Origin of the sequence: [Erwinia] mediterraneensis (assembly GCF_900604315.1) — a bacterium.
Taxonomy (GTDB): Bacteria; Pseudomonadota; Gammaproteobacteria; order Enterobacterales; family Enterobacteriaceae; genus Pantoea; species Pantoea mediterraneensis_A.
The window spans coordinates 2,285,106-2,306,784 of record NZ_LR026978.1 but is presented as its reverse complement, the minus strand read 5'-3'; the positions used below and the strand labels follow the sequence as shown (position 1 = coordinate 2,306,784).

Below are 21,679 nucleotides of genomic sequence, written 5' to 3'. Positions count from 1 at the left end.
CAGGGAAAAACACTTTTTTCCCGCTGTGCGGTGAATCCTGTAAAAATGTCAAACTCTACCTGCATCGGGCGTTTCGCCCCTTCTCCTTCCGGGGAACTTCATTTTGGCTCGCTGATTGCTGCTCTGGGCAGTTATCTCAGCGCGCGTGCGCAGCACGGCCAGTGGCTGGTGCGTATTGAAGATATCGATCCGCCACGGGAAATGCCCGGCGCCGCCAGCGCCATTCTCCGCCAGCTGGAACATTATGGCCTGCACTGGGATGGCGAGGTGCTGTGGCAATCTACGCGCCATGCAGCTTACCGTGAGGCGCTGGCCTGGCTGCAGCAGCATCGTCAGAGCTACTTCTGCACCTGTACGCGCAGCCGGATTCAGCAAACTGGCGGATTTTATGACGGCCACTGTCGCGATCTGCACCGTGGCCCGCAACAGGCCGCGCTGCGTTTGCGTCAGCATGCACCGGTGTATCAGTTTCAGGATCGTCTGCGCGGCATCCTGGTGGCGCAGCGTCAACTGGCGGAAGAGGATTTTATTATCCATCGCCGCGACGGTCTCTTTGCTTATAACCTGGCGGTGGTGGTGGATGATCATTTCCAGGGCGTGACCGAGATCGTGCGTGGCGCCGATCTGATTGAGCCTACGGTGCGCCAGATTGCCCTTTATCAGCAGTTTGGCTGGCCGGTGCCCGCCTATCTGCACCTGCCGCTGGCGTTAGATCAGCAAGGGAATAAACTATCGAAACAGAATCATGCCCCCGCCCTGCCCGCTGGCGATGCCCGTCCGGTGCTGGTGCAGGCGCTGCGTTTCCTGGGACAGCCAGTAGCCGAGGGCTGGCGCGACGAGCCGCTGGAAACATTATTGCAGCGTGCCGTAACAACCTGGGACAGTAGTCTTATCCCGCAAGAAAGCGCCCTGAAAGGGGATGAAGCGACAACGGCATTCTCAAATGGTTCGCAACAGGCTATGATTAGCCGCTGATTTTAACACCACATACTTACGTCACTGTCGAGGTGTCCTATTTTTACCCGAGTTGCTAATTTTTGCCGGAAAGTTCTTAAGCGAGATGAAGAGGTGCCAGCAGAGGTTGAACCTGAGCGTCATATGACCGTCATTCCTCGTGACAGCCATAATATCTCGCGCAAAGACATCAGCGAAAATGCCCTCAAAGTGCTCTATCGCCTGAACAAAGCGGGCTATGAAGCCTATCTGGTCGGCGGCGGCGTGCGCGATCTGCTGCTGGGGAAAAAACCGAAAGATTTTGATGTGACCACCAATGCCACCCCCGAGCAGATGCGTAAGCTGTTTCGCAACTGTCGTCTGGTGGGTCGTCGCTTTCGTCTGGCACACGTGATGTTTGGGCCGGAAGTGATCGAGGTTGCCACATTCCGCGGCCATCATCAGAGCACGGAAGCGGAAGACGATCGTAACAGTTCCCAGCGTGGTCAGAATGGCATGCTGCTGCGGGATAATATCTTCGGCACGATTGAAGATGATGCCCAGCGCCGCGATCTCACCATCAACAGCCTCTACTACAATGTGGCGGATTTTACCGTACGCGATTACGTGGGCGGGCTGCAGGATCTGCAACAGGGCATTATTCGTCTGATCGGCGATCCGGAAACGCGCTACCGTGAAGACCCGGTGCGTATGCTGCGCGTGGTGCGCTTTGCTGCACGTCTGGAGATGCGTATTGCGCCGGAAACCGCCGAACCGATACCGCGCCTGGCCACGCTGCTGAACGATATTCCTCCGGCACGCCTGTTTGAAGAATCGCTGAAGCTGCTGCAGACCGGCTACGGCTACAGCACCTATCTCAAGCTGCGCGAATATCAGCTGTTCCAGCCGCTGTTCCCGACTATCACGCGCTATTTCACCGAAGAGGGTGACAGCCCGATGGAGCGCATGCTCCTTCAGGTGCTGAAGAATACCGACAATCGTATCCACAACGATATGCGCGTCAATCCGGCCTTCCTGTTTGCCGCCATGTTATGGTATCCGCAGATAGAAACGGCGCAACAGATTGCCCAGGAGAGCGGCCTGACCTGGTATGATGCCTTTGCTCTGGCGATGAATGACACGCTGGATGAAGCCTGCCGCGCGCTGGCGATTCCGAAACGCATCACCACGCTGATTCGCGATATCTGGCAGCTGCAGTTACGCATGTCACGCCGCCATGGCAAACGCGCCTGGAAGCTGATGGAGCATCCCAAATTCCGTGCCGCTTACGATCTGCTGGCGCTACGCGCTGAAGTGGAGAATAACGCGGAGTTGCTGCGCCTCAGCCACTGGTGGGGAGAATTCCAGACTGCCACGCCGCCGCAGCAGAAAAATATGCTGAACACCCTGGGCGACGATCCGGCTCCGCGTCGCAAAACCCGTCGTCCCCGTCGCCGTCCGGCCGGTCCGCGCCGCGACAATAACGCCGCATCATGACCCCGGTCTGGCTCGCTCTGGGCAGCAATCTTGCGCATCCTCTGCAACAGGTGGAGGAGGCGCTGGCTGCCCTTGATCAGATCCCGCAGACGCAGCGTGTCGCGACCTCCTCTTTTTATCGCACGCCGCCCTACGGGCCGCCCGATCAGCCCGACTATCTGAATGCAGTTGTGGCGCTGCACACCGATCTTGCGCCGGAACAACTGCTCGATCATACCCAGCGCATTGAACTGGCTCATGGCCGCGTGCGTAAGGCCGAGCGCTGGGGACCCCGTACCCTGGATCTCGACATTTTGCTGTTCGGCGACGCGGTGATAAATACGCCGCGTCTGACTATCCCGCATTACGATATGCACAATCGTGCCTTTATGCTGGTGCCGCTGCAGGAGATCGCCCCGGATCTGATTCTGCCGGACGGTCGCCCGCTGACGGCGCTGCTGGCGAACCTGGACTGCAGTCAAATCCAGCCCTGGACACGCTGAAACTGCCTCTCCTTTTCTCTCATTCCGCTGGCGCGCAGGATCCAGTAAACTTGGCTCATCAAAAATAGCTGACAAGAGATTGCGATGAAGCCAACTACGCTCTCCCATCTGCGACAGTGGAAACTGGACGGACGTAAGTTCGCCACCCTGACCGCCTACGATTTTAGCTTCGCCCGACTTTTCGCCGACGAAGGGATTCAGGTGATGCTGGTGGGCGACTCTCTGGGCATGACGGTGCAGGGGCACGACTCCACGCTGCCGGTCACCGTCGCGGATATCGCCTATCACACCGCCGCCGTGCGTCGCGGCGCCCCTCAGGCGCTGTTACTGGCCGATATGCCGTTTATGAGTTACGCCACGCCCGCACAAACCTTTGACAGCGCGGCGCAGCTGATGCGCGCCGGTGCCAATATGGTGAAGCTGGAGGGCGGTGACTGGCTGTGTGAAAGCGTGAAAATGTTGACGGAACGCGCGGTCCCGGTCTGTGGCCATCTCGGTCTCACGCCGCAGTCGGTAAACATCTTTGGCGGCTACAAAGTTCAGGGACGTGATGAAGAGGCTGCCGAACGTCTGCTGACCGACGCGCTGGCGCTGGAAGCGGCTGGCGCGCAGCTGATGGTGCTGGAGTGCGTGCCGGTGAGCCTGGCGCAGCGGATTACCACCGCCCTGAGCATTCCGGTAATCGGTATTGGCGCAGGCAATGTGACCGATGGTCAGATTCTGGTGATGCACGACGCCTTTGGCATTACCGGCGGCCATATCCCGAAATTTGCCAAAAACTTTCTGGCCGAAACCGGTGATATTCGTGCCGCCGTACGCCACTATATTGCCGACGTTGAAGCGGGTAACTACCCCGCCGCTGAACACAGTTTCCAGTAAATCAGGAGAATTACAGTGCTGATCATTGAAACGCCACCCATGCTGCGTCGTGAGGTACGTCGCTGGCGTCGCGAAGGCAAACGTATTGCGCTGGTTCCTACCATGGGCAATCTGCATGACGGCCATCTGACGCTGGTGGATGAAGCGCGTGCGCGGGCCGATATTGTCGTGGTTTCTGTTTTTGTTAATCCTATGCAGTTTGACCGCGCCGACGACCTGGCGCGCTACCCGCGTACGCTTCAGGAAGATTGCGAAAAGCTGAACCGCCACGGCGTTGATGTGGTGTTTGCCCCGGCAGCGGCCGAGGTCTATCCCACCGGGCTGGAAAACCAGACCTTTGTGGAAGTCCCGGTGCTCTCCTCGCTGCTGGAAGGGGCGAGCCGTCCCGGCCATTTCCGTGGCGTGGCGACCATCGTCAGCAAGCTGTTTAATCTGGTGCAGCCCGATCTCGCCTGCTTTGGGGAGAAGGATTTCCAGCAGTTAGCCATTATCCGCAAAATGGTGGCGGATATGGGCTATGACATCGAGATTATCGGCGTCCCGACGGTGCGCGCCCAGGATGGCCTGGCGCTCAGCTCGCGTAATGGCTACCTGAACGCTGACGAGCGCAAGCTGGCTTCCGGCCTGAGCGAAGTGATGCGCAGCATGGCGGCGCGCCTGGAGAACGGCGAGCGCCACATTGAAGAGATTATTGAAGCGGGCGAAGCGAGCCTGCACGAAAAAGGCTTTCAGCCGGATGGCCTGGCGATTTGCGATGCCGAAACGCTACAGCCGCTCACCGTGGAGAGTCGACGGGCGGTGATCCTGATGGCTGCCTGGCTGGGGAAAGCGCGCCTGATTGATAATCAGCAAGTGGATTTGACCCAGTAACCTGTGGATACTGTGGATCGTTTTTTCAGCAGCAGAACAAGGCGATAACTTTATGATACGCACCATGTTGCAAGGCAAACTGCATCGCGTCAAAGTGACCCAGGCGGATTTGCACTATGAAGGTTCCTGCGCCATTGATCAGGACTTTCTTGATGCCGCCGGTATTCTGGAATATGAGGCCATCGATATCTATAACGTGACCAACGGCCAGCGTTTCTCCACCTATGCCATTGCCGCCGAACGGGGCTCGAAAATCATCTCGGTGAATGGCGCGGCTGCCCGCCTCGCCTGTGTCGCCGATATCCTGATTATCTGCTCTTACGTGCAGATGGAAGAGGAAAAAGCGCGCCTGTGGCAACCGCGAGTCGCCTATTTTGAAGGCGAAAATGAGATAAAGCGCCTGGCTAAAGCCGTGCCGGTCCAGGTCGCCTGAAGATCCTTTTTCTGCGCCGGGACGGGCAAAGTACGGCTCGGGCATTGCCCGAGCCGTCGCCGCAGCGGGAAAGTTACCCCAGAGGCTGAGTGGCTGGCGTTTTTCGCGGTTTTTTCAGCGTAAACAGGAAGTTAAACATCCCGCGTTCACGCAACAGGCAGAGCGCCCAGGGCAGCGACAGAGCAAACACAAACGCCAGTAAGAATTTCACATCGTTGACCCAGAGCGAGGTTCCGCCAAACTTAACCAGCTTGGCAAAGAACTGAATCGCCAGATAATGGGACAGAAAGAACACTATCGAATTCACCCCCACGTAGTACGCCATGCTCATCTTCAGATGCAGCGCTATCCAGATAAACAGCGGGATGGAAAGCAGCGCCAGCGGAGACAGCAGCGGCTGCGGCAGATGCTGCGTCATCATCATATTCAGGCAGAAGAGCAGCACAAAACTCAGCAGGGACACCATCAGCACGCCCGTTTTATTCACCAGTTGCGGAATATCCACCTTCATGCGCACCAGAAGATCGCCGAGATAAAAGAAGACAAACAGATAAAGCGATTTATTGATGTGGTGATTATCGAAGCTGGAGAAAAGTGTGTTATCAGGGATCGCAGGCAATGTCGCGCTGGCGATCATACAGCTAAAAAACACCAGATAAAAAGGCAGGCGTCGCACGGCCAGAATGACAATAAAAAAGAGAAAGAGCGAATGCAGAAACCAGGTAATGTCGCCTCCGCCGGTGAGGTGCATTAACAGTATGTTGGCAGGCGACTGCGGCGTATTTGACATCGAGCTGAAAACGATTTTCAGACCCGCGTAAATGATGACCCATATGGCGAAAGGATAGAGAATACTTTTGACTTTATTCTCAATAAACACCCGCCGACCTTTACTCAGTCCCGCTTCCACAAACAGGCCGGAAACAAAAAACATCAGCCCCAGACGTATCGGAGCCAGCGCTTCATTCACCAGACTGCTCATTAAGGTGAAATGCCCGGCATTATTGTTTACCGCGATAGTACAATGTAAAAAAATAACCGCGAGTATACTTAATCCACGCAGATTATCGATCCAGGTAATTCTGTTCATATTGACATCCCCGGTGCCGCTGGCAAGGTATTATCCTTTTATAGCGAGCAGCACATTCTAATTAAAATTAAGAGTAATAAATGCGCTTCTGCTGGCTAACGGGCACAAAGGCACCAGCCATGGCAAAGGCTAAAAGCAAGGCATCTGAATGGCCTTTTAAAGGCAATGGTTCTACCTGAAGAATGCAGTAATTACGAGCTGAGGTGATTATACACAGCCCGGCTTGAGTTGAAATATGGCGGAAATAAATTAAGAGTATACTGATTATTTCCTGCAGTTATCAGTTAGTTTCAGAATAAGAGAAGCGTGGTATTAAGATATATCTCATGTTAATTGCCGGCAACGAACGCTCTTTTTTAATGTTGTTTTAATCTGTTTAAAAGCTTAATTACTGCTTATCCCTGCCAGCCCTGAGCATCATATAATTAACCAGAATTAATATATGTTAGCGGGGCGAACTCTGAAAAATATAACAAGAAAGCGTTCAATTACAGAAAAATCAAAGTCTGAGAAAAAAAATGCAGCCTCAGGCTGCATTTATAAAAGCTTAACATTAAGGAGCAACTAGCTGCGTAATCCTCTGCCACGCTGAATCAATATCCAGGCCAGCAGATAAAACACCACAATAAAGGCGATCAGAACCGACAGAGTAAACACCAGCGGGACATCGTTGATGCCAAGAAAACCAAAGCGGAAACCACTGATCATATAGACGATAGGGTTCAGCTTCGAAACGTCCTGCCAGAACGGAGGCAGCAGCGTCAGCGAATAAAAGACCCCCCCCAGGTAGGTTAACGGCGTTAACACAAACGTCGGGATCAGGCTGATATCGTCAAAGGTGCGGGCGAATACCGCATTCAGCAGCCCCGCCAGCGAGAAGAGAATGGCAGTGAGCAGCAGCGTGATCGCCACCATGCTCCAGGAGTGCACATGGAAGGGCACGAAAAACAGCGATACCGCGGTGACCAGAATGCCGACGCAGATGCCGCGCGCTACCCCACCCCCAACATAACCTGCAATAATGACATGGGTCGGTACCGGCGCGACCAGCAGCTCTTCAATGTTGCGCTGGAACTTGGCGCTGAAAAAGGAGGAGGCGACATTCGCATAAGCATTGGTAATCACTGACATCATAATCAGACCCGGCACGATAAATTGCATGTAGCTGAAACCGTGCATATCACCGATACGCGAGCCAATCAGATTGCCGAAGATGATAAAATAGAGCGTCATGGTGATCACCGGCGGCACCAGCGTCTGCACCCAGATACGGGCAAAACGGTTAACCTCTTTGGTCCAGATACTTTTCAGCGCCACCCAGTACAAATGTGTCATGCTTTTACTCCTGTTTTTCCCTGCACCAGGCTGACAAACAACTCCTCCAGCCGGTTTGCTTTATTACGCATACTCAGTACCTGAATCCCCTGCGCGCTTAACTGGCTGAACACACTGTTCAACCCCTGTTCACGCATCACTTCTACTTCCAGCGTGGAGGTATCCACCAGACGATACTGGAAGCCTTCCAGCATGGGCAGCGGACTGCGCGGCGCCAGGTCCAGAATAAAGGTTTCCGATTTCAGCTTCGCCAGCAGCCCTTTCATGGAGGTGTTTTCAACCAGCTCACCGCTCTGGATAATGCCGATATTGCGGCACAGCATCTCCGCCTCCTCCAGATAGTGTGTGGTCAGGATAATGGTGGTGCCTCTGGCGTTCAGCTCCTTGAGGAACACCCACATTGAGCGCCGCAGCTCGATATCTACCCCGGCGGTGGGTTCATCCAGAATCAGCAGCTTGGGCTCATGCATCAGCGCACGCGCAATCATCAGGCGACGCTTCATGCCACCAGAAAGCATACGGGCGCGTTCATTGCGCTTCTCCCACAGGTCGAGCTGCCTGAGATATTTCTCCGCGCGAATAACCGCTTCACGGCGCTCAACGCCGTAGTAGCCAGCCTGGTTAACCACAATCTGCTGTACGGTTTCAAAAGGGTTAAAGTTAAACTCCTGCGGCACCAGACCGAGCTGGCGTTTGGCGTTAACCACATCTTTTGCCAGGTCATAACCGAAAACCCGCACACTGCCAGCCGATTTGTTCACCAGTGAGCTGATGATACCGATAGTGGTCGATTTTCCAGCCCCGTTTGGCCCCAGTAGCGCGTAAAAATCACCCGCCTCAACATTCAGATCGATTCCTTTAAGCGCCTGCACGCCGCCGGGATAAGTCTTTGTTAGCCGGGAAAGCTCAAGTGCATAAGTCATAGAGAATCCATACCCTGTTTTGATTGCATTGGTTTAACCATTGAAATTACCTGGCGTTGTCCTATAGTACAGCAACGCATTTCGACGTATTACAGGTCACCCCGATGAAAGAAATTGAAAGACTCATCAGTAATAACCGTGCATGGTCCAAATTGCTGGTTGAAGAAGATCCCGGTTTTTTTGAGCGCCTGGCGCTGGCGCAAAAACCCCGTTTTCTCTGGATTGGCTGTTCAGACAGCCGCGTTCCCGCAGAGCGCCTCACAGGGCTGGAACCCGGCGAACTCTTTGTTCATCGCAACGTTGCCAACCTCGTCATCCATACCGATCTTAACTGCCTTTCTGTCGTCCAGTATGCGGTAGATGTGCTGCAGGTCGAACATATCATCATTTGCGGTCACTACGGCTGCGGTGGTGTGCAGGCGGCGATAGAGAACCCGGAACTGGGTCTGATCAACAACTGGCTGCTGCACATCCGCGATCTCTGGTACAAACACAGCTCCCTGCTGGGCAACCTGCCCGAGGAAAAACGTTTTGATAAGCTGTGCGAGATCAATGTGGTAGAGCAGGTGTATAACCTCGGCCATTCAACCATTATGCAGTCAGCCTGGAAGCGCGGACAGAAAGTGACCCTGCATGGCTGGGTGTACGGCATCCATGACGGCTGTCTGCGCGATCTGGAAGTTACCTCTTCCAGCCGCGAAATTCTGGAGCAGCGTTATCGTCACGGTATGAGTAACGTGCTGGTCAGCCCGGAAAGTCATCGCTAACCGCACTGAACATCAGCCACCAGGCCGGTCGTGCCGGCCTGGAATAGCGGGTATTCCCCGATCAGAGCGGTACGACTTTGCCGATATACGGCAGATGACGATAGCGTTGAGCGTAGTCGATGCCGTATCCAACGACAAATTCGTCGGGAATCGTAAAGCCGACATATTCCACAGTGACATCCACTTCACGCCGTTCCGGCTTATCCAGCAGCGTACAGATCGCCAGCGACTTCGGCTGACGCAACTGCAGGATTTCGCGTACCTTGCTCAGCGTATTGCCTGAGTCGATGATATCTTCCACGATCAGCACATCCTTGCCGCGAATATCTTCATCCAGATCCTTGAGAATTTTGACATCACGGGTGCTGGACATGCCGCTGCCATAGCTGGAGGCGGTCATAAAATCGACTTCATGGGGCACATCAATGGTGCGACAGAGATCGGCCATAAACATAAAGGAACCACGCAGCAAACCGACCAGCACCATTTCGCTGCCGCTGTCACGGTACTGTTCGGTGATCTCTTTGCCCAGCTCGGCAATGCGGGAAGCGATCGTCTCTTGAGCGATCATCACTTCAACGATATGTTTCATAAAAACACAACCAACTATTTTTAAAGCAGAAAAGAGACAAACCAACCGGAATATACCCTGCAGTGATTGCTACCCCGATTGAAATGCATGAGTTTGCAGAGCCGCGCACCGCTTCCAGCACGAGCACAACGCGGGCATTATAACAGCGCCTCAACCCGGTATCATCCAGATAAGCTTCCCGGCAGCGCGCGCTTTCGCGCCAGACATTCACCCTGATACCTGCCGTCGTACCCTGCCTGCAGGCACACATCCTGCCCGACAAAGGTGATCGCGCCTTATAAAAAGGTGCCTGTACTGCCTCCTTCTGGTGCAGCGTGATTTCCTTTCGCCGCGCCAGCGCCGCCTGGCCCGGCTCAGACGATTCTGGCACGCATCCTGCTTCTCCTGTCAGGACTTGTATCTGATAAAGCGAGAGCACGCCATGAGCGACATTACCCTGACAGGCAGCGCAAGCGGCACGAAAAGATGGCAGCAAATGCTGCTGGGCCTCATCTGTATGGGCGCGATTTCCAGTCCGCAATATGTCTGGACGCTTTTTACCCGCCCGCTGATGGATAAACTCGATGTGCCGCTGGCGGAAATCCAGCTCACCTTTTCCCTGCTGATAGTGCTGCAGACATTTTTTTCTCCGTTTCAGGGGAAACTTATCGATCGCTATGGCCCGCGCCGCCTGATCTCAATCGGCACGTTGCTGGCGGGCTTCAGCTGGGTATTGGCCGCGTCCGCCAGTACGCTGACCTCGCTCTGGATCTGCTATGGCGTGCTGGGCGGCCTGGGAACCGGCATTGTTTATGTCGGCGTCGTGGGTCTGATGGTGCGCTGGTTTCCCCATAAACGCGGTTTTGCTGCGGGCATGGTGGCGGCGGGTTATGGCATGGGCGCGGTGCTGACTACCTTCCCGATCAGTCATTCTCTGCAAACTCAGGGGCTGGAAACTACCCTCTGGCAGTTCGGCTTATTGCTGGCCGCCATCGGCTTCCTCGCCAGTCAGGGGTTGCGTACACCGCCTTCTGCACAGACCACACCGGCTCCGGCAGCGCAGCAGATCAGCGGACGCCAGTTCAGGCCCGGCGAGATGCTGCGCCAGCCGCTGTTCTGGCTGATGTTTCTGATGATGACGATGATGTCGACCTCAGGCCTGATGGTTACTTCGCAAATGGCGATTTTTGCAGAGGATTTTGGCATCACCTCCGTGACCCTGTTCGGCATGGCTGCCCTGCCGCTGGCCCTGAGCATTGACAGGATCATGAATGGCGTGACGCGTCCGGTGTGCGGTTTGATTTCGGATAAAATCGGCCGCGAAAACATGATGTTTATCGCCTTCGGGCTGGAAGGCTGCGCCATGGCGTTGTGGCTGATGTGTCGCGACGATCCGTTACTCTTCGTCCTGCTGTCCGGCGTGGTGTTTTTTGGCTGGGGCGAGATTTTTTCTCTGTTTCCGGCCACGCTGACCGATACCTTTGGCGCACAGTACGCCACCAGCAACTATGGCTGGCTGTATATCTCTCAGGGCATTGGCTCAGTGCTGGGTGGCCCCTTCGCCGCCCTGCTCTATCAGCATACCCACAACTGGGGCCCGGTATTCGGCACGGCGATTACGCTGGATATCCTCAGTGCCATTCTGGCGCTGTGGGTGCTGAAGCCCTGGCGTCGCCGTTTTATCCGGCAACACAGCTAATCAGGCGCCGGGGGCTAACCCGCCCCCGGCAACTGACATGTCAGTACTTTCCCTTTTTGCAGACAAATCATCGAAATTATAAAATCAATGCAGTTAAATCATCTACAATGAATATTTTTCCCGACCGATCATTTTAATTTTTGTTTTAAGCATAGAACTTTTGCGTCCTTCTCCGCGCGATCTGCCTCGTGTTAATTTACGCTTAACTTATTGTTATTCATTTTGCTCTGCAGACAGGAGATTTCATGCCCGCTTCCTCCCATAAGAAAACGCATATCGGCGGCCGTGCATTGCATCCGGAAACCCAGATGCTGAACTACGGTTATGATCCAAAACTGTCGGAAGGCGCGGTCAAGCCACCGGTCTTTCTCACCTCCACCTTCGTGTTTAACAGCGCGGAAGAGGGACGCGACTTTTTCGATTATGTCGCCGGTCGCCGCGAGCCGCCGGAAGGCAAAGGCGGCGGGCTGGTCTACTCGCGTTTTAATCACCCCAACAGTGAAATTGTTGAGGATCGCCTGGCGATTTATGAAGGGGCGGAAAGCTGTGCGCTTTTCTCTTCCGGCATGTCGGCCATTTCCACGACCCTGCTGACCTTTGTCCGCCCCGGCGAGGTGATCCTGCACTCACAGCCGCTGTATGGCGGCACGGAAACCCTGCTGAGTAAAACATTCCATAATCTGTCGATTCAGGCGGTGGGCTTCAGCGACGGCAATGACGAAGAGAAAGTGCGCGATGCCGCGCAGCGCGCCATGGCGCTGGGCCGGGTGGCGTTACTGCTGGTGGAAACGCCAGCCAACCCGACCAACAGCCTGGTGAATATCGCCCTGATGGCGCGAGTGGCGGATGAGATCGGCCAGCTGCAGGGATCGCGCCCGCTGGTTGCCTGCGACAATACCCTGCTCGGTCCGCTGTTTCAGCGTCCGCTGGCGCAGGGCGCCGATATCTCGCTCTACTCGCTGACCAAATATGTCAGCGGGCATTCCGATCTTATTGCCGGCGCCGCCATGGGCAGCAAAGCGGTGATGACGCAGATCCGTGCGCTGCGCAGCGCTATTGGCACCCAACTCGACCCGCATTCAAGCTGGATGATTGGCCGTTCTCTGGAAACCCTGTCGCTGCGCATGGAGAAGGCCTGGCACAATGCCGAAGAGGTCGCGGCCTTTTTGCGTAACCATGAAAAAGTGGCAAAGCTACACTGGCTTTCCTTCCTGGATAAAGAGAGTCCGGCAGGCCAGACCTTTGCCAGCCAGTGTCAGGGGGCAGGCTCCACCTTCTCCTTCGATATTCAGGGCGGTCAGGACGCCGCGTTTCGCTTTTTGAATGCGCTGTCGCTGTTTAAGCTGGCGGTGAGCCTGGGCGGGACGGAATCGCTGGCCAGCCACCCGGCCAGCACCACCCATTCAGGCGTGCCGCTCGAGGTGCGCCAGCGTATCGGCATCAGTGATGCTACTATTCGTCTGTCGATCGGCATCGAGAACGCTGGCGACCTGATTGAAGATATTCGCCTGGCGCTTGAACAGGCGTGAGGATTACCCGACGCTGAAACCCAGCATCATGCCGGTATCTTCGTGTTCCAGCAGATGACAATGGGCCATATAGGCATGTTCGGCGCTGGCCGGGTGCGCAAAGCGTACCAGCACTTCACTGCGCCAGCCGTCGACATTCACTATATCTTTCCAGCCCTGGCGGTGCGGTGCCGGAGGCTTGCCGTTTTCTGACAGAATCCGGAACTGTGTGCCGTGGATATGGAAAGGATGCAACATCTCATCACCCTCGCCGGAGATGGTCCATTTCTCAAGGGTATTGGGCGCAACATTGAACATCGGTTTTGTCATATTGAACGGCTGACCGTTGATCTTATTACCATGATGAAAATCGTAAGCCCGCTCACCGTGCCCCTGATGCGCCATGTCCATGCCATGGTGCATTTTCATCTTGCCCATTGCCTGATGCCCATAGCGCTGCATCAGAGCCTGCATCCCCTGCTGATCCAGCTGTGGATCCATCATCAGCTGCAGCCAGCGGCTGTTCAGCCCTGTGGTCGCGGGCAGCGCGGGCAAGCTGGCCAGAGTGTCAGGTAAGGTGGCGCTGGCCTGCACGCTCAGCGGCAGAATCTGCAGCAGCGGTAAGGGCCGGTCAAAAGGCGCCAGCGTCATGCCCGCCTGCTCAACCGGTAGCGTCACCAGATCGAAAGGCTTGCCGTTTTTGGTATCAACCATAATTTCAAAACGTTCGCCCGGCAGCAGCGGCAGCGACGCGACCTGCACCGGCTCTGCCAGCAAGCCGCCATCGCTGGCAATCACATACAGCGGGCGCTGATCGCTGGCGGCGATATGTAACGAACGGGCGTTGCAGCCATTCAGCAGGCGCAGGCGTAGCCAGCCGCGCGGCACGGCATGTTGCGGATACTGCACGCCGTTGGTCAGCATCATGTCGCCAAACCAGCCCACCGCCGCGCGCATGACGTCGAGCTGATAGTCAATACGGCTGCCATCCGCACTGAGCTGCTTATCCTGAAAGATCAGCGGTACGTCATCCTCACCCCACTGGGTAGGCAGTAACAGCTTCCCGGAAGCCTCATCCTTTAATACGATCAATCCCGCCAGCCCCTGCGCCACCTGATAGCCGGTATGGCCATGCAGATGTGGATGATACCAGCAGGTGGCGGCGGGCTGGTCGGGGGTAAAAGTCACCTGGCGCGAGGCCCCGGCCTCAATGCGCGCCTGGGGCCCGCCATCCACCTCACCCGGCACCTCCAGCCCGTGCCAGTGTACGGTGGTGGCCTCCGGCAGGCGGTTATGAATATTGACCGTGACCGCCTTGCCGCGTTCCAGCATCAGGGTCGGACCATACAGCGCGCCGTTATAGCCCCAGGTGACGACGCTTTTTCCCTGCCATTGCGTGCTGCCGCTCATTGCCGTCAGGTTATAGTGGCCGCGCGCATCGGGCTCCAGCCGCGAGGGTACCGGCAGCAATGGGCGGGAGGCGGCCAGTAAGGAGCGGCTCCAGAGTGGCAAAGCACCTGCTGCGCTCAGGGCAGCGGTCAGTTTCAGAAATTGGCGGCGTTGCATAGTCTGATCCTTGGTCGCGATAAAGGCTCCAGCCTAAACCTTTCCCCTGCGGGAGGGTCAAGGGGCGTAAGGCGAGTGGAACGAAAAATAATGGTCAGCACACCAGGTCAAAATTATCGGAATCCTGCCGTTAACTGTGCTAACGTCAGATCATTATCCCTTATTGAGAACCATTATGAAGAAAAGCATCAAGATCCTGCTGCTGTCGGGACTCCTTGGCTTCTCCTCCACCAGCTTTGCCCTGAGTGAATCCGAAGCGGAAGATCTCGCCGATCTCACAGCGGTATTTGTTTACCTGAAAAATGATTGCGGCTATCAGGATCTGCCGGACGCGCAGATACGCAAAGCGCTGGTCTTTTTCGCCCAGCAAAATCGCTGGGATTTAAGCAATTACAGCAGCTATAACATGAAAGCGCTGGGTGAAGAGAGCTATCGTGATCTGAGCGGTATTGCGATTACTAACGACAAGAAGTGCAAGTCGCTGGCACGCGACTCCCTCAGCCTGCTTGCCTACGTAAAATAACCCCCGCCGCGCTTTCCTGCTGATAATTTGACCGTGCAACCGGGGTCAGAGTTAGCTATGATGTGCCGCCCATTTTTATGGCGATGTCATTAGAGGAGAGCCCCCACCATGGCCCAAAATGAGATGTGGTATGAAACCCTGCATACCGGTTTTGGACAATATTTCACGGTCGACAAGGAACTGTACCGGGAAAAAACGGCGCATCAGGATCTGATCATCTTTGAAAATGCGGCATTCGGTCGCGTTATGGCGCTGGATGGTGTGGTACAAACCACCGAACGTGATGAGTTTATCTATCACGAAATGATGACCCACGTGCCGCTACTGGCACATGGTGCAGCAAAAAGCGTGCTGATTATCGGCGGCGGAGACGGCGCGATGTTGCGTGAAGTTTCCCGTCATCGCCAGATCGAAAAAATCACCATGGTGGAGATTGATGCCGGTGTGGTGAACTTCTGTCGGCAGTATCTGCCCAACCACAGCGCCGGTGCCTATGACGATCCGCGTTTTACCCTGGTGATTGACGATGGCGTCAACTTCGTTAATCAGACACAGGAAAAATTTGACGTCATTATTTCCGACTGTACTGATCCCATCGGGCCAGGGGAGAGTCTGTTTACGTCAGAATTCTATGCCGGCTGCAAACAGGCACTGAACGAGAACGGCATTTTTGTTGCACAGAATGGCGTGTGCTTTCTGCAACAAGAGGAAGCGATCAACAGCCATCGCAAGCTGGGAAACTATTTTAACGATGTCAGTTTCTACCAGGCAGCGATCCCGACCTATTACGGCGGCATCATGACCTTTGCCTGGGCGAGCGACAATCCGGCGCTGCGTCAGCCTGACGTCGCCATCCTGCAGGCGCGTTTCGCGGCCGCAGGCCTGAACTGCCGTTATTACAATCCGGCAATCCATGTGGGCAGCTTTGCCCTGCCACAATATCTGTTGAATGCACTGTCAGACGTACGCTGACCGGGTATTTATAAGGGGGTGAACTAAATTGCAAAAGCTTAAACTACATGGCTTCAACAATCTGACCAAGAGCCTGAGTTTTTGTATTTACGATATTTGCTATGCGAATAGTGAAGCCGAACGCGACGGTTACATTGCCTATATTGATGAGCAATATAATGCTACCCGTCTCACTGAAATCCTGACGGAGACCTGTTCGATCATTGGTGCCAACGTGTTAAATATTGCGCGCCAGGATTATGAACCCCAGGGTGCCAGCGTCACCATTCTGGTGAGTGAGGAGCCGATCGATCCCAAAGATATCGACACTTCAGAGCATCCCGGCCCGCTGCCCAATTCGGTGGTTGCCCACCTCGATAAAAGCCATATTTGCGTGCATACCTATCCGGAAAGCCATCCGGAAGGGGGACTCTGCACCTTTCGCGCCGACATTGAAGTTTCCACCTGTGGCGTGATTTCACCGCTGAAAGCGCTGAACTACCTGATCCACCAGCTGGAATCTGACATTGTCACTATCGATTATCGCGTCCGTGGCTTTACCCGCGATATTAACGGCGTTAAGCACTTTATCGACCATGAGATCAACTCGATTCAGAACTTCATGTCCGAGGATATGAAAGCGATGTATGACATGATGGATGTGAACGTTTATCAGGAAAACATGTTCCATACCAAAATGTTACTGAAAGAGTTCGATCTGAAACACTATCTTTTTCATACCAAACCGGAAGATCTCAGTGCGCAGGAGCACAAGCGCATCACCGACCTGCTGTGGAAAGAGATGCGTGAGATTTACTATGGCCGTAATATTCCGACCGTGGGTCTGAAAACCCTGTAACAGGGTACAGGCAAAAAAAGGGCATCCTGCGATGCCCTTTTTTATTTATGGCTGGTCAACTGCAGGCGGATGCCACTTTCCTGCAGGCTCTGCCCCACCTCGGCAGCCAGCTGGTCATCGCTGACGATATCGGTCAACGCGTGCAGCGGCGCAGCGCAAAACAGCGACCAGGAACCATATTTACTGCTGTCCGCCAGCAGCACGCGGCGACGGGCATTGGCCAGCAGATCCTGCTTCAGCCCCGCCTTCTCTTCCGTGGGCGTAGTGATACCGCGCTCCAGGCTCCAGGAGTTGCAGCTGACAAAAGCGATATCGGGATTGATGCCGCGTAGCAAGCGCCGCCCATGCTCGCCAATGCAGGACTGGCTGGAGTCATCAATACGGCCGCCAATAATGGTCACTTCAATCTGTTTGAATTCTGACAGAAAAAGCGCGATATGCAGATCGGCCGTGATCACCCGTAGCGGCAGATGAGTCAACTGACGCGCCAGTTCCAGCATGGTGGTCCCGGCATCCAGCACCACCGCATCCCCCGCCTGCACAAAGCTGGCCGCACAGCGGGCAATCGCCGCTTTTTCCGTCAGGTTACGCTGCATCTTTTCCAGCGTGGTTGGCTGCGCGGGAATAAACCGGTTCAGGGTGACGCCGCCATGGGTGCGGCTGATCACCCCCTCTTTATCCAGTTTAATCAGATCGCGCCGAATAGTGGCGGGTGACGCATTGATGGCGCTGACCAGCTGATCAACGGTCACCAGATTATGGCTCTTCAGGTAGTCCATAATCTGATCGAGGCGACTGTGTCCCTTCATAGTTCCTTAAGCAAGCTGCATCGCAAGTTCAATCGAGATCGCCATGCTCTCAGACTTCGCTTTGCCTGTCCATGCGATATCAAACGCGGTGCCATGATCGGCAGAGGTGCGGATAAAAGGCAGCCCCGCAGTGATATTCACACCATCATAGAAGCCCAGCAGTTTCAGTGGAATATGACCCTGATCGTGGTACATCGCCACCACCATATCGTACTGTCCTTCGTAGCACTGCAGGTAAATGGTATCGGGCGGACAGGGGCCCGTCGCCTGAATGCCCTGCGCTTTCATCGCCTCCACGGCGGGACCGACAATGGTGATCTCCTCATCGCCAAACAGGCCATTCTCACCGGCATGGGGATTGACACCGGCAACAGCGATACGCGGCTGGCTATAGCCAACGCGACGCAGAAAGGTATCGGCCATGGCGATCACCGTTTCCACGCGCTCGCGGTTCAGGGTATCCAGGAACTTGCGCAGCGCGATATGGGTGGTGACATGGATAACCTTGAGACGATCGGTATACAGCACCATCGCGTAATCTTTGCTGTTGGTCAGTTTCGCCAGCAGCTCGGTATGGCCCGGATAAATATGCCCGGCCGCATGTAGCGCCTCTTTATTCAGCGGTGCCGTGGCGATGCCGTGCACCTCGCCCGCCAGCGCCAGCTCGGTGGCGCGCTTCACACAGCGGTATGCCAGATCGCCGGCAGCATTCTGTACCACACCTGGCTGCAGCGCATCGGGATCCGCCAGCGGCTCATCGATAATATTGATGACGCCCGGCGTAAAACTGGCGTCGCTGACCTGATTAATGACGCGCAACTCCGCCTGCGGCAGGCCCGCGATGGTCATCACCCGGCGCAGCGTACTGGCGCACCCCACCACGACCGCCGGCGCACCGGCCAGTTTCCCTTCCGCCAGCGATTTAATGATAATTTCCGGGCCAATACCCGCCGGATCGCCCATGGTTACTGCAATTACGTTATTGGTCACCGTACATCTCCTCAATAAATGAGAGCGCATCACAAAGCGTACTCTCCGCGCCAAAGCCACCCGCTTTGGTTATCACCGGTAAATCATCCAGCTCGCTGTTAATAAAAGAACCACAGGGAATACAGGGCGCCACTTCCTGTTGAATGCGATAGCCCTCTGCGCCCAGCGCATTAGCGACGGCGGTGGCGATATCCCCGCCGGTAAGAAACAGGCCGCCGATACGCGCCTGACCGATAATCGCCAGCGCCAGTTGTCCCAGCCGCTGGCTGAGCTGTTCGCCCAGCGCGGCGCGACTTAACTGAAACCGTTCACACAGCGCCCCGATAGCGTGGCGATCGGCTTCACTGCGGCTGGTGCGCAGAATACAGTGCCGTCCCGCGCCAAGCTGCTGGCTGGCCTGCCGGGTCAGATGCGCCAGATAGGCTTCTGTTTCGCTGTCCATCAGCCGCGTCACATCGATATCGACTACCTGCGCTCGCTGCTGGCTGACAGCCTGCGCCACCTGACGGCGCGTGGCTTCGCTCATGGATCCCGCCAGCACCAGCACCGGTAGCGAGCGGCGCTGCAGCAGGCAGGCGGAGGCGGGCAGTGCACCGGCCAGTCCCGCCGCGCCCACCAGCACTGGCGTCTCTTCCTGCGCCAGGGCATCCTGCGCGATCAGCGTCAGATCCTGTTCAGTTTCGGCATCAACTACCACCATCGCCGGTGTAGGGCCCTGATACGCTTTCAGCCGGGCAGACAGCTGGCCTGCACGCACTTCCTCCAGCGTTACCTCCAGTACCGGCAGCGTGCTTTGCTGCGCCAGCAGCGTTTTGATATGGGAGGAGACGATCGGCGTACGCGGATCGCTGGCAAATTCCGTTTCGGCCAGCGGGATATGATGCACCAGGCACTGGCCGTGCAGGGTAATGCGCCCGGCCCCGGGAATAGCGGCAGCAATCAGCGCGAATCTTTTGCCGCTGATACGCAACACCGCGTCGATCTCCGCACCCACATTGCCGCGAAAGGTGGAATCGATTTTTTTATAAATCAGCGGTTGCGACGGCAGCCAGGGGATCAGCGCCTCAGTCACTTTTTGTACGGCCACTTCGCGCGCGCTGGCACGGCTTTCGGTATTGATCACCAGCACATCAGCGCGCCGGGATGGCTTTTGTTGCAGGGAGAGCATCACCTCAGTGCGTGCGCCCCTTTTTGCCAGCTGTACACCGGTATCATTCGCCCCGGTGAAATCATCGGCAATGACAATCATCTTCACAGGCTTTCCTTTGTCACAGTCAGTCTGGCGTTACGTCTTGCCACCCAGGAGGTGAGCAGCGGGGTTAAAATCGCGGTAGTAATTACCGATGCCGCAATCAGGGGAGCCGCCGCCGAGGCGGCTGCGGCCAGAGAGGGATCGGCCTGCGCAATGGCGAGCGGCGTCGCAACGGCGTTACCGGCGGTGCTGGAGGCTGCTGCCCCGGCAATGCCGCTGCCGCCTACCAGACGATCCGCCTGGATGTTAAAGAAACCGCCCACCAGCGTGGTCAGCACACCCAGCACAATGCCCGCCAGCCCCCCCTGCAGCAGCATATCGAAGTTGATGCCGGATCCCAGCGCAAACGCAAAGAACGGAATCAGGATCGGGCCGCCTTTGGTCAGGAAGGCGCGCATCTCTGGGTCAAGGTTACCTAAAATCATGCCGACCACCAGTGGCACCAGAATCGCCACCAGCGCCATCAGGGGAATATTGGCCATACCGGCGGCACCGAGGGCAATCATGGTAAAGAAGGGACCATCGTTCAGCGACAGGATAGAGATAGCGCCAACATCACGCTCGTTACCAAACTCGCCGACCAGCGCTGCATATAGCCCGCCGTTAGAGTTACTCATCGCAGCAATAATGGCGAGGCCGCTCAGGCCCCAGATGCCCTGCGCGCCGAACAGATATTCGATGCACAGTCCGAGCACCACAGCGACCAGCAATTTGGTCAGCGTAATGGTGCCGCCCTGCAACAGCGCACGCGGCGCTGCACGGAAACTAATCCCGGCACCCATGCACAGCAGGAAAGCGCCAATCAGTGCCGGGGCGCCGTTTTTAAACAGCGCAGTCGTAAAGCCCCCCACCTCCAGCGCCTGAGGGATAAAGGTATTCAGGCCGGCGCCAATTACCAGCGGCACCACCATCATGCCACCAGGTATTTTCTCGATACTTTTTTTGATATTCATAATCCCTCTGGACTCCGGGTAAAGGTAATCAGATCAGGTGGTATTGATTATATACAATCACAAATGATTAAATGTGAGCAACATCAAAGAAAATAACCCTTAAAAAAACCTTAACAGCATTAATAATGATCAAAGAGAATAAAAATGATTAAAATTAATCAAAATCAGAGGACGGGCAACATCTGTGCCCGCTGCGGCAGAAAAGTGAGTATCAGAAGAAGAAAACGTAGGGACCCGCTGGCGGGCCATTATGGATCAGGAGATCAGTGTCCCTGCAGAAAAGCGCGCCAGGCGGCAATCACCACCAGAAAGTCCTCTACGCCACAAAACGCCAGACTTTCTTCGTCGTAATAGTTCATGCCCTCTTCCAGCTCCTCGTTATCAAAAGCGAGCTGATTGGCGCGAATCATCACCTCTTCCGCGTCCATCCACAGAGTGTATTCATGTCCGACGCGTTGCCACTGGCGCTCACTGCCCTTCAGATGTTGTGCCGCCGCTTCCACTTCCGCCAGCAGCGCCAGATCCCCCTGCACTTCCTCATTAAACCAGTGGCCAACGGCTTCATGTCCCATCGACATGCGTACTTTCACCTGCCCGGTGAGGTCGCGTAAAAACTCATACTCCATACTACTTACCCTCGATCATGCCTGTTTTAGCCGCCAGGCACACGGCAGATGTTTATTCACTTATTATCGCAAGCCACATCGGGAAAGCCAGCGGCTTTCGCGCCCGACATTCCCCACAGCGGAAACAGAGGCAATAAAAAAGGGCGACCCGGGTCGCCCTTTT

General features: G+C 55.6%; 23 protein-coding genes. 12 read left to right on the top strand and 11 right to left on the bottom strand.

Annotated features, from left to right (window positions below; all coding sequences use genetic code 11):
• The first annotated feature begins 45 nt into the window (after positions 1–45).
• The 6 genes from gluQRS to panD all read left to right on the top strand — a co-directional run bounded on the left by gluQRS (position 46) and on the right by panD (position 5,094).
• Entirely contained in the window at positions 46–975 is a 930-nt protein-coding gene (gene gluQRS, locus E0E17_RS10650; RefSeq protein ID WP_130834051.1) for a tRNA glutamyl-Q(34) synthetase GluQRS, read from the top strand.
• A 39-nt stretch (positions 976–1,014) separates the two neighbouring features.
• The gene (gene pcnB, locus E0E17_RS10645) at positions 1,015–2,430 is read left to right on the top strand and encodes a polynucleotide adenylyltransferase PcnB (RefSeq protein WP_207302084.1); all 1,416 of its coding nucleotides are present in this window, start codon (positions 1,015–1,017) and stop codon (positions 2,428–2,430) included.
• Entirely contained in the window at positions 2,427–2,912 is a 486-nt protein-coding gene (gene folK, locus E0E17_RS10640) for a 2-amino-4-hydroxy-6-hydroxymethyldihydropteridine diphosphokinase (RefSeq protein WP_130834049.1), read from the top strand. The genes pcnB and folK overlap by 4 nt, the downstream gene beginning before the upstream one ends.
• An 84-nt stretch (positions 2,913–2,996) precedes the next feature.
• A complete protein-coding gene (panB, locus tag E0E17_RS10635; protein WP_130834048.1) occupies positions 2,997–3,791 on the top strand; it encodes a 3-methyl-2-oxobutanoate hydroxymethyltransferase in 795 nt (264 codons plus the stop codon).
• A 15-nt stretch (positions 3,792–3,806) separates the two neighbouring features.
• Positions 3,807–4,661 (top strand): pantoate--beta-alanine ligase, encoded by an 855-nt coding sequence (gene panC, locus E0E17_RS10630; RefSeq protein WP_130834047.1) that lies wholly within the window; start codon positions 3,807–3,809, stop codon positions 4,659–4,661.
• Between the two features lie 52 nt (positions 4,662–4,713).
• A complete protein-coding gene (gene panD / locus E0E17_RS10625; RefSeq protein WP_130834046.1) occupies positions 4,714–5,094 on the top strand; it encodes an aspartate 1-decarboxylase in 381 nt (126 codons plus the stop codon).
• Positions 5,095–5,167: 73 nt separating this feature from the next.
• Here the strand turns inward: panD and E0E17_RS10620 are convergent, their stop codons facing one another.
• From E0E17_RS10620 to E0E17_RS10610, 3 genes are all read right to left on the bottom strand, one after another.
• Positions 5,168–6,184, bottom strand: a complete 1,017-nt coding sequence (locus E0E17_RS10620; RefSeq protein WP_130834045.1) for an acyltransferase family protein — start codon at positions 6,182–6,184, stop codon at positions 5,168–5,170.
• A gap of 564 nt (positions 6,185–6,748) precedes the next feature.
• A complete protein-coding gene (locus tag E0E17_RS10615) occupies positions 6,749–7,519 on the bottom strand; it encodes an ABC transporter permease (protein ID WP_130834044.1) in 771 nt (256 codons plus the stop codon).
• The gene (locus E0E17_RS10610) at positions 7,516–8,442 is read right to left on the bottom strand and encodes an ABC transporter ATP-binding protein (RefSeq protein WP_130834043.1); all 927 of its coding nucleotides are present in this window, start codon (positions 8,440–8,442) and stop codon (positions 7,516–7,518) included. The genes E0E17_RS10615 and E0E17_RS10610 overlap by 4 nt, the downstream gene beginning before the upstream one ends.
• Before the next feature lie 104 nt (positions 8,443–8,546).
• Here E0E17_RS10610 and can point away from each other — a divergent pair, with 104 nt between their 5' ends.
• Complete coding sequence (gene can, locus E0E17_RS10605; RefSeq protein ID WP_130834042.1) at positions 8,547–9,209, top strand: carbonate dehydratase; 663 nt, start codon at positions 8,547–8,549, stop codon at positions 9,207–9,209.
• Positions 9,210–9,270: 61 nt separating this feature from the next.
• Here can and hpt read toward each other — a convergent pair whose 3' ends face one another.
• Both hpt and E0E17_RS10595 read right to left on the bottom strand, forming a co-directional pair.
• Entirely contained in the window at positions 9,271–9,801 is a 531-nt protein-coding gene (gene hpt, locus E0E17_RS10600; RefSeq protein ID WP_130834041.1) for a hypoxanthine phosphoribosyltransferase, read from the bottom strand.
• Positions 9,785–10,171, bottom strand: coding sequence for a hypothetical protein (locus tag E0E17_RS10595; protein WP_130834040.1), 387 nt, complete (start codon positions 10,169–10,171; stop codon positions 9,785–9,787). Before E0E17_RS10595 ends, hpt begins: the two co-directional genes overlap by 17 nt.
• Positions 10,172–10,222: 51 nt before the next feature.
• Between E0E17_RS10595 and oxlT the strand changes: the two genes are divergently transcribed.
• Together oxlT and E0E17_RS10585 are read left to right on the top strand one after the other, a co-directional pair.
• Entirely contained in the window at positions 10,223–11,479 is a 1,257-nt protein-coding gene (gene oxlT / locus E0E17_RS10590) for an oxalate/formate MFS antiporter (protein ID WP_130834039.1), read from the top strand.
• Positions 11,480–11,724: 245 nt separating this feature from the next.
• Complete coding sequence (locus E0E17_RS10585) at positions 11,725–13,008, top strand: cystathionine gamma-synthase family protein (RefSeq protein WP_130834038.1); 1,284 nt, start codon at positions 11,725–11,727, stop codon at positions 13,006–13,008.
• Between the two features lie 3 nt (positions 13,009–13,011).
• Here E0E17_RS10585 and cueO read toward each other — a convergent pair whose 3' ends face one another.
• Positions 13,012–14,553 carry a multicopper oxidase CueO gene (cueO, locus tag E0E17_RS10580; RefSeq protein WP_130834037.1) on the bottom strand — a complete coding sequence of 514 codons (1,542 nt, stop codon included), beginning with the start codon at positions 14,551–14,553 and terminating at the stop codon, positions 13,012–13,014.
• Between the two features lie 175 nt (positions 14,554–14,728).
• On the opposite strand from cueO, the gene E0E17_RS10575 reads away from it, so the two are divergent.
• From E0E17_RS10575 to speD, 3 genes are all read left to right on the top strand, one after another.
• Complete coding sequence (locus E0E17_RS10575) at positions 14,729–15,076, top strand: YacC family pilotin-like protein (protein WP_130834036.1); 348 nt, start codon at positions 14,729–14,731, stop codon at positions 15,074–15,076.
• A gap of 108 nt (positions 15,077–15,184) precedes the next feature.
• Positions 15,185–16,048, top strand: coding sequence for a polyamine aminopropyltransferase (gene speE, locus E0E17_RS10570; RefSeq protein WP_130834035.1), 864 nt, complete (start codon positions 15,185–15,187; stop codon positions 16,046–16,048).
• Between the two features lie 28 nt (positions 16,049–16,076).
• A complete protein-coding gene (gene speD, locus E0E17_RS10565; RefSeq protein WP_130834034.1) occupies positions 16,077–16,886 on the top strand; it encodes an adenosylmethionine decarboxylase in 810 nt (269 codons plus the stop codon).
• Positions 16,887–16,927: 41 nt separating this feature from the next.
• Here the strand turns inward: speD and E0E17_RS10560 are convergent, their stop codons facing one another.
• The 5 genes from E0E17_RS10560 to yacL all read right to left on the bottom strand — a co-directional run bounded on the left by E0E17_RS10560 (position 16,928) and on the right by yacL (position 21,516).
• Positions 16,928–17,695, bottom strand: coding sequence for a DeoR/GlpR family DNA-binding transcription regulator (locus tag E0E17_RS10560; protein ID WP_130834033.1), 768 nt, complete (start codon positions 17,693–17,695; stop codon positions 16,928–16,930).
• A 6-nt stretch (positions 17,696–17,701) separates the two neighbouring features.
• The gene (locus tag E0E17_RS10555; RefSeq protein WP_130835516.1) at positions 17,702–18,715 is read right to left on the bottom strand and encodes a D-threonate 4-phosphate dehydrogenase; all 1,014 of its coding nucleotides are present in this window, start codon (positions 18,713–18,715) and stop codon (positions 17,702–17,704) included.
• On the bottom strand, positions 18,675–19,940 hold the full coding sequence (dtnK, locus tag E0E17_RS10550) for a D-threonate kinase (protein ID WP_130834032.1): 1,266 nt from the start codon (positions 19,938–19,940) through the stop codon (positions 18,675–18,677). Before dtnK ends, E0E17_RS10555 begins: the two co-directional genes overlap by 41 nt.
• The gene (locus E0E17_RS10545; RefSeq protein ID WP_130834031.1) at positions 19,937–20,890 is read right to left on the bottom strand and encodes a 2-keto-3-deoxygluconate permease 1; all 954 of its coding nucleotides are present in this window, start codon (positions 20,888–20,890) and stop codon (positions 19,937–19,939) included. The genes dtnK and E0E17_RS10545 overlap by 4 nt, the downstream gene beginning before the upstream one ends.
• Before the next feature lie 263 nt (positions 20,891–21,153).
• A complete protein-coding gene (gene yacL, locus E0E17_RS10540) occupies positions 21,154–21,516 on the bottom strand; it encodes a protein YacL (protein ID WP_130834030.1) in 363 nt (120 codons plus the stop codon).
• Positions 21,517–21,679: the final 163 nt, after the last annotated feature.